This window comes from Kribbella sp. NPDC055110, from assembly GCF_053607525.1.
Genome location: NZ_JBSGTS010000022.1, coordinates 1 through 16,420, shown reverse-complemented (window position 1 = coordinate 16,420; position 16,420 = coordinate 1). Strand labels below are relative to the sequence as shown.

12 protein-coding genes and 1 pseudogene are annotated in these 16,420 nt (G+C 67.9%); 7 read left to right on the top strand and 6 right to left on the bottom strand.

The genetic code is table 11. The annotated features are described in order from the left end of the window. Positions 1-94 precede the first annotated feature (94 nt). On the top strand, positions 95-736 hold the full coding sequence (locus ACWF0M_RS28230) for a histone deacetylase (protein ID WP_452238741.1): 642 nt from the start codon (positions 95-97) through the stop codon (positions 734-736). Here the strand turns inward: ACWF0M_RS28230 and ACWF0M_RS28225 are convergent. Next, positions 701-2,251, bottom strand: coding sequence for a M6 family metalloprotease domain-containing protein (locus ACWF0M_RS28225; protein ID WP_452238740.1), 1,551 nt, complete (start codon positions 2,249-2,251; stop codon positions 701-703). The two genes, ACWF0M_RS28230 and ACWF0M_RS28225, sit on opposite strands and share 36 nt — an antisense overlap. Positions 2,252-2,398: 147 nt before the next feature. Here ACWF0M_RS28225 and ACWF0M_RS28220 point away from each other — a divergent pair, with 147 nt between their 5' ends. From ACWF0M_RS28220 to ACWF0M_RS28210, 3 genes are read left to right on the top strand one after another with little or no spacing between them, the layout of a single operon-like run. Continuing rightward, on the top strand, positions 2,399-3,760 hold the full coding sequence (locus ACWF0M_RS28220) for an NAD-dependent succinate-semialdehyde dehydrogenase (protein ID WP_452238739.1): 1,362 nt from the start codon (positions 2,399-2,401) through the stop codon (positions 3,758-3,760). Positions 3,761-3,814: 54 nt separating this feature from the next. Further along, on the top strand, positions 3,815-5,224 hold the full coding sequence (locus ACWF0M_RS28215) for a hypothetical protein (protein ID WP_452238738.1): 1,410 nt from the start codon (positions 3,815-3,817) through the stop codon (positions 5,222-5,224). A 50-nt stretch (positions 5,225-5,274) separates the two neighbouring features. Beyond that, positions 5,275-6,171 (top strand): hypothetical protein, encoded by an 897-nt coding sequence (locus tag ACWF0M_RS28210; RefSeq protein ID WP_452238737.1) that lies wholly within the window; start codon positions 5,275-5,277, stop codon positions 6,169-6,171. On the opposite strand, the gene ACWF0M_RS28205 is transcribed toward ACWF0M_RS28210, so the two are convergent. Beyond that, entirely contained in the window at positions 6,111-6,746 is a 636-nt protein-coding gene (locus ACWF0M_RS28205; protein ID WP_452238736.1) for an excalibur calcium-binding domain-containing protein, read from the bottom strand. The two genes, ACWF0M_RS28210 and ACWF0M_RS28205, sit on opposite strands and share 61 nt — an antisense overlap. 143 nt (positions 6,747-6,889) lie before the next feature. Here ACWF0M_RS28205 and ACWF0M_RS28200 point away from each other — a divergent pair, with 143 nt between their 5' ends. After that, complete coding sequence (locus tag ACWF0M_RS28200; protein WP_452238735.1) at positions 6,890-7,402, top strand: PaaI family thioesterase; 513 nt, start codon at positions 6,890-6,892, stop codon at positions 7,400-7,402. On the opposite strand, the gene ACWF0M_RS28195 is transcribed toward ACWF0M_RS28200, so the two are convergent. From ACWF0M_RS28195 to ACWF0M_RS28180, 4 genes are all read right to left on the bottom strand, one after another. Further along, positions 7,393-8,655, bottom strand: a complete 1,263-nt coding sequence (locus tag ACWF0M_RS28195) for an aminotransferase class I/II-fold pyridoxal phosphate-dependent enzyme (protein WP_452238734.1) — start codon at positions 8,653-8,655, stop codon at positions 7,393-7,395. The genes ACWF0M_RS28200 and ACWF0M_RS28195 overlap by 10 nt on opposite strands. Before the next feature lie 47 nt (positions 8,656-8,702). Then, positions 8,703-10,673: a hypothetical protein gene (locus ACWF0M_RS28190; protein WP_452238733.1), complete on the bottom strand. Its 1,971-nt coding sequence runs from the start codon at positions 10,671-10,673 to the stop codon at positions 8,703-8,705. 51 nt (positions 10,674-10,724) lie between these two features. Next, positions 10,725-13,130, bottom strand: a complete 2,406-nt coding sequence (locus ACWF0M_RS28185) for a transglycosylase domain-containing protein (protein ID WP_452238732.1) — start codon at positions 13,128-13,130, stop codon at positions 10,725-10,727. A gap of 123 nt (positions 13,131-13,253) precedes the next feature. Beyond that, entirely contained in the window at positions 13,254-15,479 is a 2,226-nt protein-coding gene (locus tag ACWF0M_RS28180; protein ID WP_452238731.1) for a HelD family protein, read from the bottom strand. A gap of 233 nt (positions 15,480-15,712) precedes the next feature. On the opposite strand from ACWF0M_RS28180, the gene ACWF0M_RS28175 reads away from it, so the two are divergent. Both ACWF0M_RS28175 and ACWF0M_RS28170 read left to right on the top strand, forming a co-directional pair. Then, a complete protein-coding gene (locus tag ACWF0M_RS28175) occupies positions 15,713-16,132 on the top strand; it encodes a ferric reductase-like transmembrane domain-containing protein (RefSeq protein ID WP_452238730.1) in 420 nt (139 codons plus the stop codon). A gap of 2 nt (positions 16,133-16,134) precedes the next feature. Next, positions 16,135-16,420, top strand: a pseudogene (locus ACWF0M_RS28170) (oxidoreductase); the annotation flags it as partial.

Below are 16,420 nucleotides of genomic sequence, written 5' to 3'. Positions count from 1 at the left end.
CAGCCAACAAATTCGGGCAGCAGTGGGATGATGGCTGGTGATGTCACCGACCAGGTTGTTGCCAATAGCAATCAATATGTTGAGAGAGGCCCCGATGGAACGCGTCTGGTACGTCGCCTACGGGTCGAACCTCGCGCTCGACCGCTTCAGCTGCTACCTGTCCGGCGGCCGGCCGCGAGGGGGTGCCCGCAAATATCCTGGCTGCCGCGACCAGACCCCGCCCGAGCGCACCGCGGCGGTCACCGTGCCAGGCGGACTGGTGTTCGCCGGGGCGTCCAAGGTCTGGGGTGGTGGGTCGGCGTTCTACAACCCGTCTGCGTCCACGCAGCTGGCCGGCCGCGCGTATCTCCTCACCGCTGACCAACTCGGTGACGTGGCAGCCCAGGAGATGTGGCGCGCTCCGGGCGGCCCGTTCGCCCTTGAGGTGGCGGCACTCCTGCCCGGCGTGGACGCGATCCACACGATGGGGCCGGGCCGGTACGAGACGGTGGTTCGGTTGGGGGAGTTGGACGGCATGCCGATGTTCACAGTGACCCACGGAACGGTCGCGGACCTCGAACCGGTCGCGCCAACAGCGGCGTACCTGCGCTGGATCGCGACCGGTCTGGTTGAGGCCCACCGTTGGTCGCCCCAACAGGTGGTCGAGTACCTGCACGCGGCGCCGGGCGTCCAACTCGGGTGGACGCCCGGCGCGCTGTTGTCAGTGCTTGACGGCGATGCAGGTGGCGGTGGATGACTTGGTGGGGTCGCTTTCGGAGGTGGCGGTGAGGGTGATCTTGGCGAGGGGGCCGGTGTCGGGCTTCGTGTAGACGGGGACTGTGACCTGCTGGCCCGCGTTCGCGGTGGCGAGGGCGTTGGGGAGGGCGATCGGCCAGCCGTTGGTCTTCGCGGACAGGCGGTAGACGTCGCCCTTCACGTACTGCGTGACGTCCTCGGGGCCGGTCGTCGTACCCGCCTTGCCCGTGTTGGTGAGGCTGAAGTTGCAGGTCTGTACCCCGCTGCGATCCGGCTTCGCGACCGTCGGCAGCAGCCGTACGCCGCGTTTCTGAGCGCCCGCGCCGTCGAGCGAGCGGACCGCGACCGTGTACGACAACTCACCCTTCGCGTTGCGGTGCACTCCTGCGATGTAGAAGTGCAGGCGGTTCGCGGTGTCGGTGTACTCGTACTCGCTGCCCGAGTTCGTGCCCGCGTGGAACAGTGCGTCGGACAGCTGCCGGTAGTCGCCGATCGTGATCGGGACCTTCGCGCCGTCGGGCAGCACGTGGTCGGTCAGGTTGATGTCCTGCGGGTTCGCGTCGACCACCCACTCGAACGGTGCGCGGTCCTGGTTCTTGGTCTTCGCGAGCAGTACGCCGGCGTCGGGCGTGAACGAGTCGGTACCCATCCGGTCCACGACCTCGACCGTGTAGTTCTGGTACCCGCGGCCGTCGCAGAGCGGATCCTTCGTCACATCGCACGGCGCGTCGAGATCACCCGCGCCACCGGTCGCGGGGATCATCCAGCGGCTGTGCGGGCCGCCCGGGCCGTTGAAGCTGCCCCGGCTGAGCATCTCCCAGATGCCTGTGTACGCGCGTCTCGGCGGGACGCCGTACGGGTTGTTGTAGTTGTCGCCGATGCCGAGGATGTGGCTGAACTCGTGCGCGAACACCGCCATGCCGGAGCTCTCCGCCTGGGTGGACGAGCCGCCGCCGGCGTTCGGCCAGATCGACGAGCCGGCCGCCCACGACGTCCAGTCGACGTACCGGGTCTGCGACCAGTTGCGCTGCGCGGGATCCGGCGGACCGAACTCCTCGGTGATGTCCTCCTTGGTCGGGAACTTCATCATCCCGAACTCCTGCCAGGTCGACGACTCGTCCTGGCCGGCGCTGAGGAAGAACACGAAGTCGTACCCGGCCGGTACGTCGGGACCTTGGTCGGCGACCCACGCCGCCTGGCCGTCGGTGCGGATGTTCCGCGAGCAGTTGTCACCGGCCGGGCAGTCCTCGGCGCTCTGGAATTCCATCGCGTACTCGTGCGACTTGCCCGGCATCCGGTACGGCCCGAACGCGGTGAGGTCGACGCCGTACCGGCCGCCGGAGTCCTCCATCCAGTACTCGTGCAGCGTGTGACCGTGGTTCAGCGGCTCGGGCGTGTTGAGGAAGTTCCTGTAGAACTGGGCGGTCTGGTCCCGCGGTACGCCGTTCGCGGCGGCGCTCAGATTGCCGAACGCGGTCGACCCCTTGGGCCAGCACGGCGACCAGCCGCACAACACGACGAAACTTCCCGCCGTACGCGTGTCTTTGAGAAGCCACCAACCATTCCGGGCGCCGCGAAACGGTTGGTGGCTTCTCAAAGTTGATCAGGTACGGGAAGACTGTATACCGTATGCTGACGGTTCGGGGTTTGGATGGAGGTTGGGATGTATTCGGTCAGCGATCCGGCGCGTGGGGTGTTGGTGGAGGAAGTGGCGAACTCGACGGAGGAGGAGGTGCGCGCGGCGATCGGGCGGGTGCACGCGGCGTACCCGGACTGGCGACGGCGGACCGTGGGGGAGCGGGCCGCGGTCGTGGCGCGGGCGGCGGACCTGTTCGCGGAGCGGGCCGACGAGCTGGCCGCGATCATGACGCTCGAGATGGGCAAGCGGATCAACGAGGGCCGCGGAGAGGTCGGGATCGTCGTCGACATCTTCCGGTACTACGCGGAGCGCGGGCCGGCGTTGCTCGCGGACGAACCGATCGACCTCAAGGACGGGAAGGCGATCATCACCAAGGGGCCGATCGGTGCGCTGCTCGGGATCATGCCGTGGAACTTCCCGTGCTACCAGGTCGCCCGTTTCGTCGCCCCGAACCTGGTGCTCGGCAACACGATCCTACTCAAGCACGCCTCGATCTGCCCGCGGTCGGCACGCGCGATCGAGGAGATCCTGCACGCGGCCGGCGTACCGGAAGACGTCTATGTGAACACGTACGCGTCCAGCCGGCAGATCCCCGCGATCCTCGCCGACCCGCGGATCGCCGGCGTCTCGCTGACCGGCAGCGAGCAGGCCGGGATCTCGGTCGCCGCCGAGGCCGGGAAGAACCTGAAGAAGACCGTGCTCGAACTTGGCGGCTCCGACCCGCTGATCATTCTCGACACGGACGACCTTGACGAGACCGTCAACGCCACCGCGACCGCGCGGATGCGGAACTGCGGCCAGTCCTGCAACGCCCCGAAGCGGATGATCGTGCTCGCCGAGCTGTACGACGAGTACGTCGACCGGCTGACCAAGCGCGTCACGGAGTACTACGTCCCCGGCGACCCGGCCGATCCCGCGACGAAGCTCCCGCCGCTCGCCTCGATCGCCGCCGCGGACGAGGTGGCCGCACAGGTCGCGAAGGCGGTCGGCCAGGGCGCGACCCTGCGCGCCGGAGGCCACCGGATCACGCCCGGCGCGTACCTCGAAGCCACCGTCCTCACCGATGTCACGCCGGAGATGGACGCGTACTACGAGGAGATCTTCGGACCCGTCGTGATCGTCTTCAGGGCAACGGACGACGACGACGCGATCCGGATCGCCAACGACACCCCGTTCGGGCTCGGCGCCTCGGTCTGGGGCACCGATCCCGACCGCAACCGCCGCGTCGCCGACCGCATCGACGCCGGCATGGTCTACCTGAACCGCGCCGGCGGCTCCCAGGCCGACCTCCCGTTCGGCGGCATCAAACGTTCCGGCCTCGGCCGCGAACTCGGCCCGGCCGGTATCGAGGAATTCATGAACAAGAAGTCGATCCGGCTCGGGTGACAGGAACCGGCCAGCGCGCCGCGGGCGGAGGTCGTCGGCGTCACAGTCGTGGAGGTGACCTACCAGCAGCAGCTCCCGCCTCCGCAAGGCACGCCGTACCCGGGACCACGGCCGAAGCGGTACGATCCGCTGGCCGTTGCCCTGGGCAACGCTTCGTTGCTCGGCCTCGGCTACTTCCTGATCCGCCGCTGGTTCTTCGGGATCCTCGGTCTCGCCGGTACGGCGGTACTCCTCGTCCTCATGTACCAGCGCAAGGACGCGGCGTACCAGTTCGGGCTGATCGGGTGGGGGCTGCTGCAGGTGCTGCACGGCCTGTTCTTGGCGACCCGGCCGCCCGAGCGGACGGCCAGCATTCCGAAGCGGATCGTCGCCGCTGTGGTGATGCTCGCGGTCGTGACTTCGGGCGTCCTGCTCAAGCGCGGTGCCGCCGATGTCGCCGACCAGGTGACGGCGGCACGGGAGGCGGGCGACTGCGCGCAGGTGGTGTCGGCGCAGGACGAGGTCTGGCTCGGCGACCGGGTCCTCGCCGGGAAGGACATGGACCGTGGTGACCGCGACGTAGAGACCTGCGGCCGGCTGGACATGGCGAAGGGCCACCTCACGGCAGCCGTAGGACTTGGCGACGTGGTGTCGCTCCAAAAGGGCTACGGCATCCTCGGCCCGATCGCCTCCGACCCGCGGCAGCAGGCGACCGCGGGCGCCGTCATGGATCGGTTCGTCAAGGACCTGCAGGCGATGCAGCCGTGCGAGCAGGTCACGATGACCGCATGGCTGCGGACCCGCAAGCTGTCCGGCACATTGGTCGATCGCGCCAATGCCGTCGTACCCCGGATCGAACCGAACGCTCTGCTGGCGTGTGCTGACGGCTACGCGTCTCAGAAGACCTGGGTGTCCGCGCGCGCGATGTACCAGCGGCTCGTCACGGCGTACCCGAAGGCCAAGCAGGCGACGCGCGCACGCGCCGGACTCGCGCGGGCCACGCTGGCGATCGAGCTGGACAACGTCCGGAGCCTGATGGTGGGCGGGGCGTACTGCGCGAGCCCCGCGAAGTACAGCGGCGCGAAGCCGTACCACCGTGGCTTCAACCCGGCGATCTTCCTCGGCGACGGCTCGCAGTACGCCGACCAGCTGCCGCCGGCCTGGTCGATCGACGACCCGTACCGGGCGGCCGTCATCGTGTGCACCGAGGCGGCCGGACTGGGCGCGGCGGTGCGGACCTGCCCGTACGTGCCGGAGACGAATCCGTACGGCGGCGAGGTCACGTACGTGACGTTCCGCAAGGTGACGGTCCCGGCCAAGGTGTACGAGCTGCGTACCGGGCGACTGGTGATGTCCACCACCGTGCAGATGTCGGGGGAGGCCTGCCCGTACCGCCTGAGCTCCAGCAGTACGGACGAGGAGAGCGTGACCCCGAGCGACGCGCAGGTCCAGGCGGCGTTCCGGCCCCTCGTCGTACGCCCCTGAACGGGCGCATACTGACGGCACCAGGGAGCTCGTGTCGAGGGGGGCCGAGGATGACCGTGCCCGGTGAGTACTCCATCAAGACCTATCGGTACCTGCGGATGGCGATGCCGGCGATGATCGCCGTGCTCGCCGCCGCGCTGGTGATCGAATGGGCGAAGACCGATCCGCACTGCCTGCAGACGTCGATCAGCGCGTACTACTACACGCCGGTCCGCGCGATCTTCGTCGGCTCGCTCGTCACCATCGGCGTCTGCATGGTGGTGCTGAAGGGCAACACCGAGCCGGAGGACATCCTGCTCAACGTGGCCGGCATCCTGGCCCCGGCCGTCGCGCTCGTGCCGACGCCGGGACAGGGCACGTGTCACTCGGTGCAGGTCGCGCTCGGCGACGCGGCCGCGAACGTCGCGAACAACATGCTCGCGCTGTTCGTGGCCGGCGGTCCGTGCCTGGTCCTCGCCGCGATCTTCATCGTCCGGGACCGGATCCGCCGGCCGGACGGGTGGACGCCGATGTACGTGCTCGGCCTCGCCGTCGCGGTGGCGATCTTCGGCGGCGGGCTGGCCTGGTTCTTCGTCGACCGGTCCGGGTTCATCGGCAACGCGCACTACGCGGCCGCGATCGTGATGTTCGTGTGCATCGTCGCGGTCGTCGTGCTGAACGCGGAACAGTTCCGGCGCAAGCAACGCAAGCACGCGGTCCCGCATTCACCGGCGAACCGGTACTCGGTGATCGCGCTCGCGATGGTCGTCGTACCGCTGGTGATGTTTGCCTGGAGGAAGATCTTCGGCTGGGAACATGCGGTGCTCTGGATCGAGGGCACGCTGATCCTGCTGTTCGCGGCCTTCTGGATCAGCCAGACCGAGGAGCTGTGGCACGACGGGATCCGTCAGGAGTTGCCGCGGTCGCAGGCCACCCCGTCACCGTTGCGATCCAGCGCCGCCGAGTAGCCCGGGTCCCCGCGGTGCAGCGGCGCCTTGCCGGCGGCGCGCGCCTCCGCACAGCTCTGGAACACGACCGTCGTGGGCGTTGATGTCGAGGTCGGCTTCGGTACGACGCTGGGCGTGGGAGTCGGGGTGGTCGGCGCCGAGGTGATCGTCGCGGACGGCGACGGTGACTCGGTGGGCGTCGGTGTGGGCGTCGGCGTCGGTGTTGGCGTCCGTACGACGACTCGTGCGGGCTCCTCGGTGTGACGGGTCGGGGCCTGCGGCACCGGTATCGTCGCGGGCGCGCTGGGCCGGAGCGTCGGCGCCGTACTCGTGGGTTCTCCGCCGCGACCGAACGGGCTCAGCACCACGAGCACCATCAGCGTCACGGGGATCGCGATGATCGCCGCGGCCGCCAGCGGACGTGGTCCGCCGTACCTCCCGATGGGTCCGCGCACCGATCGGCCGTGCTTGTCGACCCAGAACGCCCATCCATCCGGTGCGGCCGGCCAGGACTCCGGCGGCTGCCACCGTCGTGGTGGTCGCCAGTCCGGCGTCGGCGGGTCGGGCCACTCCGGTGGCGTGTTGAACTGCCTCACTGCATCCTCCCAGCAGGCACCCTAGCCACCCTGCCGCAAGGAGAAACCTCTACCCCTCGAATCCCCTGTATTTCATACGTTTGTCCGGCACTGAGTGCTAAGTCTCGTTGACAGACTCAGGTAGGTGGTGTGAGGCTCGATCCATGACGGAGACTGAGCAGGCGACCCGGAGCCGGACGTTCACCTGGAATGATCCGGCCGAGACCGCGGCCCGGGTCGGGCGCTCGTCCGGGCTGGAGATGCTGCAGGCGATGCGCGACGGGGAGCTCCCGGCGCCGCCGATCCTGCACCTGGTCGGCGGGACCGGCCTCGAGGTCGAGGAGGGCAAGGTCACGGTGCTGATGCCGGTGGCCGAGTTCCACTACAACCCGCTCGGCACGGTGCACGGCGGCGTTATCGCGACGCTGCTCGACACCGCCGCCGGTTGCACGGTCCACTCGACGCTGCCGGCCGGCGTCGGCTACACGTCACTCGACCTGATGACCCGCTTCATCAAGCCGGTCACGATCGACTCGGGCGTGCTGCGCTGCGAGGGCGGGATCATCAGCCGCGGCCGTCGTACGGCGGTCGCGGAGGCCCACCTGTACGACGAACGCGGCAAACTCCTCGCCCACGCAACGTCCAACTGCCTGCTCTTCGAGCTACCTCAGGCCTGATCGGCGAGCAGCTTCTCGCTTGCGACCAGGCGGACGCAGGTGGCGAGGCCGGTGATCGCGGTCTCGACCTCGGGCAGCTCCGGGAATGTCGGGGCGATCCTGATGACCTGGTCGGTCGGGTCGTCACCGTACGGGTGGGTGGCGCCGGCCGGGGTGATCGCGATACCGGCCGCCTTCGCCTTGGCGACCACCTCGCGGGCGCAGCCCTCGGGGACCTGCAGGCTGACGAAGTAGCCGCCGGCCGGGGCGGTCCAGGACGCGAGGCCGGTGCCGCCGAGCTCGGCGGTGAGAATCTTGTCGACCGCGTCGAACTTCGGCCGGATCAGCGCGGCCAGCGTCCGCATGTGCTCGTGCAGGCCGTCGGCATCGCGGAGGAACTGCACGTGCCGCAGCTGGTTGATCTTGTCCGGCCCGATGCTCCGCTTGACCGTGTGGCTCAGCCACCACTCGATGTTCGCCGGTGACGACCCGAAGAACGCGACGCCGGCGCCGGCGAGGGTGATCTTCGAGCTCGACCCGAACACGAACGCGCGGTCGGGGTGCCCGTTCGCGTCGCACAGAGCGAGGATGTCGGCGAGCTGCGCAGGGGAGTCGGTCAGGTGGTGTACGGCGTACGCGTTGTCCCAGAAGATCCGGACGTCCGGTGCCGCGGTGTCCATCGCGGCGAGCCGCCGGACGGTCTCGTCGGAGTACACCGTGCCGTCCGGGTTGCTGTACTTCGGCACGCACCAGATGCCCTTGATCGCGGCGTCCTCGGCGACCAGCCGCTCGACGACATCCATGTCCGGGCCCTCGGGCGTCATCGGCACCGGAATCATCTTGATCCCGTACCGCTCGCAGATCCCGAAGTGCCGGTCGTACCCGGGAACCGGGCAGAGGAACGCCAGCCCCTCCACGTCGGCCCACCGCTGCTCCGCACCCGGCACCTTGCCGAGCAACGCGTACACGATCGCGTCGTGCATCAGCTCGAGGCTGGAGTTCCCGGCCGCAAGCAGCTGCTCCACCGGCACCTGAAGATCCTCGGCAAAGATCGCCCGCATCTCCGGTAGCCCGTTGAGCCCGCCGTAGTTCCGCAGATCGGTCCCATCGGCGGCCACCGGGTCCCCGCTCAGCGTAAGCACCCCGTTCGCCGCATCCAGCTGCTTGGGTGACGGCTTCCCCCGCGTCAGATCCAACTTGAGCCCCTTGGCCACCAGCGCCTCGTAGTCCTGGCGCGCACGCTCAACCTGGGCAGTCAGCTCGTCGACACTCACTGGGGAGTCCTTTCACAAGTACTAGGTGTTGACCCCCAGCCTAGTGATTACCCGATGGAGCGCAGAAACAGGGACTGGCCTGGGTCGGTTTTGGTGGTGTCGACTCCGGAGGACTTGGTGAAGTCGTCTTGTTCGTGACCGGCCCAGTCGGGGATCGGTTTGGCGTCCTGGGACAGGTGCTGGTACGTCGTTCCGTTCCAGCCGAACTGGTAGACGGTGTGCGCGTTCGGCAGGTACGGCTGGTACGAGCCGCCGGCCTGCAGCTGCTTCGTCAGGGTGTTGTTGAAGAAGACGTTCTGCGGGCCGGTCGCGCCGGACCACTTGACTGCCTTCTGGCCGGCGCCCCACCAGATCGGAAACCAGGTGGAGTCGTCCTTCTGCTCGCCGCCTTCGCCGCCGCAGTTCGACCTGCAGTTCGCGGAGCGGTGCTCGTACGGGACGTGCACGGTGTTCAGCTCGAACAGGTTGCGGCGTTCCCAGCCGCCGTGCAGGTTCAGGTCCGAGTCCAGGTCGTTGCCGATGACAACGTTGCCGGACGCGGACCATTGCAGCGTGAGGTGCCGGAGGCCGCGGGAGATGTTGCCGGCGTACACCGAGTCCCAGACCCGCGAGCCGCGCAGGTAGCCGTTGCCGCCCTTGCCCTTGTTCCAGGCGCCGTCGAAGACGTTGTCCTGGATCTGCAGGTTCTTGGCCTCCTCGGTGACGATCGCGTGCGAGCCGGTCATCGTGGTCCGGATGCCGCGCACCCACGAGTTCACCGCCCACTTCAGCACGATCCCGTGCATCTCATCCGCGGGCGCGAGGTTGCCGTAGTTGTGTACGGCGTCGGCGGCATTGGCGTCGACGGCCTGGGTGAGCGAGAAGTTCTCCAGCCCGACCCCGAGCACCGGGTCGACGAGCGGCGAGAGCTTCGACGCGTACGACTTGTTCTCGATCTTCTCCGACCCGTCCGAGGTCGAGTCGACCGGTACGTCGTACTCCAGCGGCTTGTCGATCGTGACGGTGTGCTGTGCCTCGTCGACAGCCTTGACGGTGAAGATCTGCTGCCGCATGTGCAGGTTCTGCAGCTCGTGCTCGGTCGGCAGCGCCTGCTGCTGCTCGTAGAACTTCATCGTGTTCGCGGCGCGCACGTTCACGTACCCGCCGGGCTTCACCGTGTCGAGCTTGGCCTTCTCGTCCAGGTAGATCACCGTGTCACCGGCCTTCGCGGAGAACCCCGCGCCACCGGGCTTCTCGCGCAGCTTCAGGCCCGCCTTCCAATGCACATTGACGGTGCCCTCGAACAGATCCTTGCGGTTCGCCGGCGCCTTCTCGTACGCCTCCTGGTAGTCCGGATCGACGCCGCGGCTCTGCACCCGGAACAGCCCGCGCCCCGGCCACAGCCAGCCGCCGGTGCCGTCCTCGAACTCCATCCCGTCCTCGTCCCAGTCACCGCCGTCCTTGGTGAGCGCGTCGTACCGGGTGTTCTCGTCCGGCCGGAACACGAAGTGCGTCTTGTCCGCGCCGGCACCCCGGATGATCAGGTAGTCGGCGTCCACCGCGAGCTGCCTCGACACGTCGAGCTGACCAGCGGGCAACGAGATCAGCGAGAGCTTGTCGTACGACGCCTGCGCCGAGCAGCCCGTCCGGATCGCGTCGATCGCCTTCTGCAGACCGTCGGAGTCGTCCTTCGAGTCGTCCGGTTTCACGCCGTACTCGCTCGCCAGCCGGTCCGCGCCGATCCTGCACGTCTGGTCAGGGTTGACCAACGAGTCGTCGGGCAGTCCGGCGCCTTCGCGGTACCCGGCCTTGCTCCAGTCGGGGAGCCCCGGGACCGGTGCCCGGCGGTTCGCCGCGGTGACGTTCAGCTTCGGCAGCTTGGCGGTGAGCGGGGTCGCGGTCGGCACCGGCGCAGTACCGCTGGCGGACGGCGCCCTACCTGAGTCGTCGCGGGTCACGAGGACCACGATCACCGTGGCGATCAACGCCCCGAGTACGAAACCGATCAGACCTGTGACCGCGAGCTTCCGACGCCGCACACCCTCACCCCTCGTCCGGTTTGCACTCCGAACGGTAGGCGAGAACCGGGGTCAGCGACCCTTGCACTTGGGGTAGCGCGGGTCCCACGGCGGGCAGGTGGGGAAGCCCGGTGGTGGCTTGATCGTCGGGGGTGTGGTCGGCGGGGTGACCGGTGGCGTCGGTGGCTGGGCCTTGCTGCCGTTGGAGATGTACAGCAGGACCGTCGCGCCTTCCGGTGCGCCGTCCTCCTGCCGCGGGTTCGTCCAGGCGACCGTCCCGAGCGGCGCATCCGAGTCGACCTGCGGACCGTGACTCATCTGGACCTTGAAGCCCATCGACAACAGCTTCGCGGCAGCGTCCGCGGGCGTCATGCCCTTCAGGTACGGCAGGTCCTTCACCTTGCCGCGGATGATGATGTCGTCCGGCTTCACGAACTTGCTGGTCGGCAGCCCGAGCAACGCGCCCTGCATCGCAGCCTCCCAGATCGGTCCGGCGGTCCCGGAACCCGAGGCGTCCCTGAGTTTCTTACCGTTGAAGACCTGGTCGATCAGGTTCTTCGCGGGCGGGTCGGCGTCAGCGACCACCGAGGCCGCCGCGAGCTTCGACGAGTAGCCGGCGAACCACACGGCCTGGTTCTCCTGGATCGTGCCCGTCTTGCCGGCCAGGTCGCTGTTCCCGAACTTCAGCTTGGCGCCGGTACCGCCCTTCGCCATCACCTGCTGCAGCACGTAGTTGACGCCGTCCGCGACGCCCGGCGACAACACCCGGTGGCAGTTCGGGCCGGGCGTCGGGATCGCCTTGCCGGTCTTCAGCGAGGTGATCGACGTGACGATCTGCGGGTTGCAGTACATGCCGCGCGCGGCGAACGTCGCGTACGCGTTGGACAGCATCAGCGGCGTGATCAGACCCGCCGAGCCGAGGGTGAACGAGACCACCTGCTGCAGCGGTTTCAGCGTCTGCGCGTCGAACATGCCGAGCTGGGACGCGATCGTGGTGATCGGGCAGAGACCGATCTGCTGGGACAACTGCAGGAAGTAGGTGTTGGTCGAGGACCGGGCGGCGTCGACCATCGACGGATCGAGGACGGTCTTCGTGGAGTTCTTCGGGTTGTACGAGTCGACCGAGATCGGGCCGTTGCAGGTGCTGAAGTTCTGGCCGCCGAGGCTGATCGTCTGCGGCGAGCGGATCCGGTACGTCGTCGGCACGCCCTTGCCGATCGCGGCGGCGATCGTGAACGCCTTCATCGTCGACCCGTTCTGGAACCCCCCGAACCCGCCGGCGTAGGACTTCTCGACGTTGTAGTTGTACGCCGTCTGCCCCTTCTTCGAACCGTACGGGCGGCTCTGCGCCATCGCCTTCACCAGGCCGGTGCCCGGCTCGACCATCGTGATCGCGGCGACGGCCTGGTCGCCGGCCTTCGAATGCTGCGCGATCGCGGACTGGGCGGCGGTCTGCACGTTCCGGTCCAGTGAGGTCTTGATCACCAGGCCGGCGGTCTCGATGTAGTTCTCGCGTTCCTCCGGCGTCTTCCCGAACGCGTTGTTCGCCTTGAGCTTGGAGACGACGTACTCACAGAAGAAGGGGTACGCCGAGTTCGCGCAGCCGCTCGGGATCACCCGGACCTTCTTCGGGTCGATCACCGGGGTCTTGATCGCGTCCTGGGCCTGCTTGGCGGTGATGATGTTCAGTTCGTTCATCCGGCGCAGGACGACGTCGCGCCGGGCCTTCGCGCGCAGCGGGCTGTCGATCGGGTCGTACCCGGTCGGGTTCTTCACCAGGCCGGCCAGCATCGCGGCCTGCGGCAGGTTCAGCTTCGCGGCGTGGACGCCGAAGTAGTGCATCGCCGCGGCCTCGACGCCGTACGAACGGTCACCGAAGAAGGCCAGGTTCAGGTAGCGGTTGAGGATCTCGGTCTTCGGGATCTCCTTCTCGACCGCGATCGCGTAGCGCAGCTCGGCGATCTTCCGCTCGTAGGTCTCGGCGGTGGCGTCCTTGACCTCCTCCGGCGTACGGGCCTTGTTGATCAGGCTCAGCTTCACGTACTGCTGGGTGATGCTCGAGCCGCCCTGGGAGACCCCGCCGGACGACTGGTTGCGCAGCAGCGCGCGCAGGGTGCCCTTGAAGTCCAGCGCACCGTGCTCGTAGAAGCGGTCGTCCTCGATCGCGACGATCGCCTTCAGCATCACCGGGCTGATCGCCTTCAGCGTGACCGGGGTCCGGTTCTGCTGGTACAGCGTCGCGATCACCTTGCCGTCCGCGGCCTGGATGATCGACTTCTGCGCCAGCGGCGCCGTCTGCAGGTCCTGGGGCAGGAACTGTACGGTGTCGTGTGCCTTGGCCGTGGTCACCCCGGCCAGCCCGGCGAAGGGGAGGGCGAGCCCGGCGGTCAGGGCGCCGGCGAGCGCGCTGACCACGAGGAACACGAACACTGACCACGCGACATTGGGCCGCTTGGCCCGCCGCTCGCCTCTGTGCATGGTTGGGCAGATTACGTGAGGAGAGTGCTTTCCGGGAGTCTCCTCGTTACGGAATTTACACATTAGCCCAACGATCTCACCGTCAGTGACCACAACTTCACTACCCGACGATCATCCCACCCCTCACACCGGAGTGAGCACGTCGGGGAGCTCGCCGAGGATGCTGAGGCGTTTCGTGGCGCGGGTGATGGCTACGTAGAGGTCGGACAGGCCTCGGTCGGACTCGGCCACGATGGTGGCGGGGTCGGCGATCAGGACTGCGTCGAATTCGAGGCCTTTGGACTGCGGTACGTCGAGCAGGGCGACCGTGCCGTCGAGGACGGACGGGTCGTGGCTGTGGGCAACGTCGGGCAGTGCGGCGGCGAACTCGTCGTACCGGGATGCCGGGACGATCACGGCCAGGCGGCCGTCGCCGATCGCCCGGCGCTCGAACGTGATCGAGGTCCGCACCGCGTCGGTGAGGGCCGCGGCCGGGACGGGATCGATGAAGGGTTCGGTGCCGGTTTCGCGGACCGAGGTGGGTGGCTGCAAGGTCGGGTCGATGGCGGCGAGGACGTCGGCGGCGACCGTCATGATCTCGGACGGGGTGCGGTAGTTGACGGTCAGTTCGGCGGTCCGCCAGCGGCGGGGCGCGTACCGGTCGAGGAGTTCGGCCCAGGACCGTACGCCGGCGGCGGACGCCGTCTGTGCGATGTCGCCGACGATCGTCATCGACCGGCGCGGGCAGCGGCGCATCAGCATCCGCCAGTCCATCGCGGACAGCTCCTGCGCCTCGTCGACGATGACGTGGCCGAACACCCAGTTGCGGTCGTACGCCGCACTCTCGGTGCCGACCGCCGGGCGGTTGAAGACCCGTGTGCGTTGGGCGATCAGATCCTTGAACTGCTCGATCTCCCACGGCTCGATGGTGATCCGCTCGGCGGTCAGCTCGATGTCGACGATGCCGTGCGCGTACTCCCGGCCCGCCTCCTCTGCAGCAGCTTCTTCGGCCGCCTGGCGCTTGCGTCCGACAACAACGTCCGCAGTCTCGCCGAGCAGTTCAGCTGCTTCGTCGAGCAATGCGACGTCCGACGCGGCCCAGTCCGCGGTGAGTGGACGCAGTACGGCGGAACGCTCCGACGCACTGAGATGCGGTGCGGCGGCGGCCAAGCGGTCGTCCGACGAGAACAGCACCGAGATGAGGAGCTCTGGTGTGAGCTCGGGCCATAACTGGTCGAGGAGCTCGAGGACTTGATCGTCGTCGAACAGTTCTTGCTGGATGTCCTCGATGTCCGTGTCCCCGACGTACTGCCGGCCGATGCGGTCGACCACCTGATTGGTGAGGGTCTTGAGGACGCGCCGGACGAACAGCGGTCGAGCCCGGTTGTGCTGGGATTGCGCCGCGAGTGCGCCCTGTTGCGCTTTGCGGATCGCGTCGGGACGCAGTACGAGCTCGTCCTGGTTGATCTTCAGCCGGATCGGCTTGGCCGGCACGACCCGGTAGCCGGCGATCGCCTGCTCGATCACGTCGACCATCGACAGGTTGCCCTTGATCCGCGCCGCCTCGGCCGACTCCGGCGCGGTCGCCGCGACGCCCGGGAACATCTCGCTGATCGTCGCGAGTACGACGTCGGTCTCACCGAGCGAGGGGAGGACCTGGTCGATGTAGCGCAGGAACGTGCTGTTGGGTCCGACGACCAGTACGCCGCTACGCCCGAGCTGCTCGCGATGCGTGTAGAGCAGGTACGCCGCTCTGTGCAGCGCGACCACGGTCTTGCCGGTGCCCGGACCACCCTGCACGACGAGCACCCCGGGCAGGCCGGACCGGATGATCTCGTCCTGCTCGGACTGGATCGTCGCGACGATCTCGTTCATCCGCCCGGTGCGGCTCGCGCCGAGCGACGAGAGCAGCGCCGCCTCGCCGATCAGCGTGCTGCGTTCACCGTCGTCGATCGCTTCGGCGTCCAGGAGGTCGTCGTCGACCCCCACCACGGTCCGGCCCCGCAACCGGATGTGCCGACGGCGTTTGACGCCGAGCGGCTGGGCCGCGGTGGCCCGGTAGAACACTTGCGCGACCGGCGTTCGCCAGTCGATCAGCAGCGGGTTGTAGTCCTCGTCGAACAACCCGATCCGGCCGATGTGGAACCGATCGCCCGCGGTCTCGTCGATCCGCCCGAAACACAATCCGCGTTCCACCGACGACAATTGCGAGAACCGCCCGGAGAACAGATCCGTGAACGACTCCCGCTCTGACCAGGCCTGATCCGTCCCGGTGGTTTCCTCGCCCTGCACCCGGCCGAGCTCACCACGTGCCTTTTCACGCAACACATCCAGCCGTTCGTACATGACCGTCACTTCGCCTTGCTCCACAGCGATCTCCTGCTCGAGCACCCCTGCCCCCGATCCGTTCTTGCATTCACCGAAAAGCTCTGATAATCTGAACTTAGAAGCCCCAAGAGGGCTTCTTTTTTGTTTTCCGGCACAAACACTCAACGGTACCTATTTCCCGGTCGGCCGGCAACCGCGCGCCAAACGAGCGCTTCACAGCGGACTCACAGACAAGCCGAAGGACGTGCTCAGCCGGCGCCGCAACACTGACGTGCATGCGGTCTCGTCACGACAGCGCCGTACGGCTTGGTGCCGTCGCTGCACTCTGGCTCGGTCTGCTGCTCGTCACGTACTGGTGGGTCGCCGACGGCGGCGTGCAGGAGCTCGGCGGCTGGGCAACAGGACTGACCTCGGTGGGGCGACTCACCGGGCTGGTCGCGGCGATCCTGCTGCTGGCGCAGGTCGTGTTGATGGCCCGAGTGCCGATGCTGGAAGCCGCGTTCGGACAGGACCGTCTGGCACGCATTCACCGCATCACCGGGTTCACGTCGTTCAACCTGATGCTGGCGCACCTGGTCACGATCACCTGGGGATACGCAGCGGGCGAACTGCGTCGGACACCAGCGACCCTGTGGGACCTGACGGTCGACTACCCGGGCTGCTGGCGATCGGTGGCACCGTCTGCCTTTGTCTGAGCGTGCTGACGAGCATCAGAGCGGCACGCAGGCGGATCCGCTACGAGTCGTGGCACCTCCTGCACCTCTACGCGTACCTCGGTGTCGGCATCGCGCTCCCGCACCAGTTGTGGACGGGGCAGGAGTTCCTCGCGTCGACCGGCCGGATTGTGTTCTGGTGGACGCTCTGGGCAGTCGCCGCCGCGGCCGTGCTCGTGTACCGGATCGGCGTACCGATCTGGCGCAACGCGCGACATCGCCTCCGGGTGACTGCCGTCGTACCGGAGACCGAAGGAGTCGTGTCCGTGT

Coding starts and splice junctions, on each gene's coding strand:
- ACWF0M_RS28230 (WP_452238741.1), top strand. CDS start 95: ATGGAACGCGTCTGGTACGTCGCCTACGGGTCGAACCTCGCGCTCGAC.
- ACWF0M_RS28220 (WP_452238739.1), top strand. CDS start 2,399: ATGTATTCGGTCAGCGATCCGGCGCGTGGGGTGTTGGTGGAGGAAGTG.
- ACWF0M_RS28210 (WP_452238737.1), top strand. CDS start 5,275: ATGACCGTGCCCGGTGAGTACTCCATCAAGACCTATCGGTACCTGCGG.
- ACWF0M_RS28200 (WP_452238735.1), top strand. CDS start 6,890: ATGACGGAGACTGAGCAGGCGACCCGGAGCCGGACGTTCACCTGGAAT.
- ACWF0M_RS28185 (WP_452238732.1), bottom strand. CDS start 13,130: ATGCACAGAGGCGAGCGGCGGGCCAAGCGGCCCAATGTCGCGTGGTCA.
- ACWF0M_RS28175 (WP_452238730.1), top strand. CDS start 15,713: ATGCGGTCTCGTCACGACAGCGCCGTACGGCTTGGTGCCGTCGCTGCA.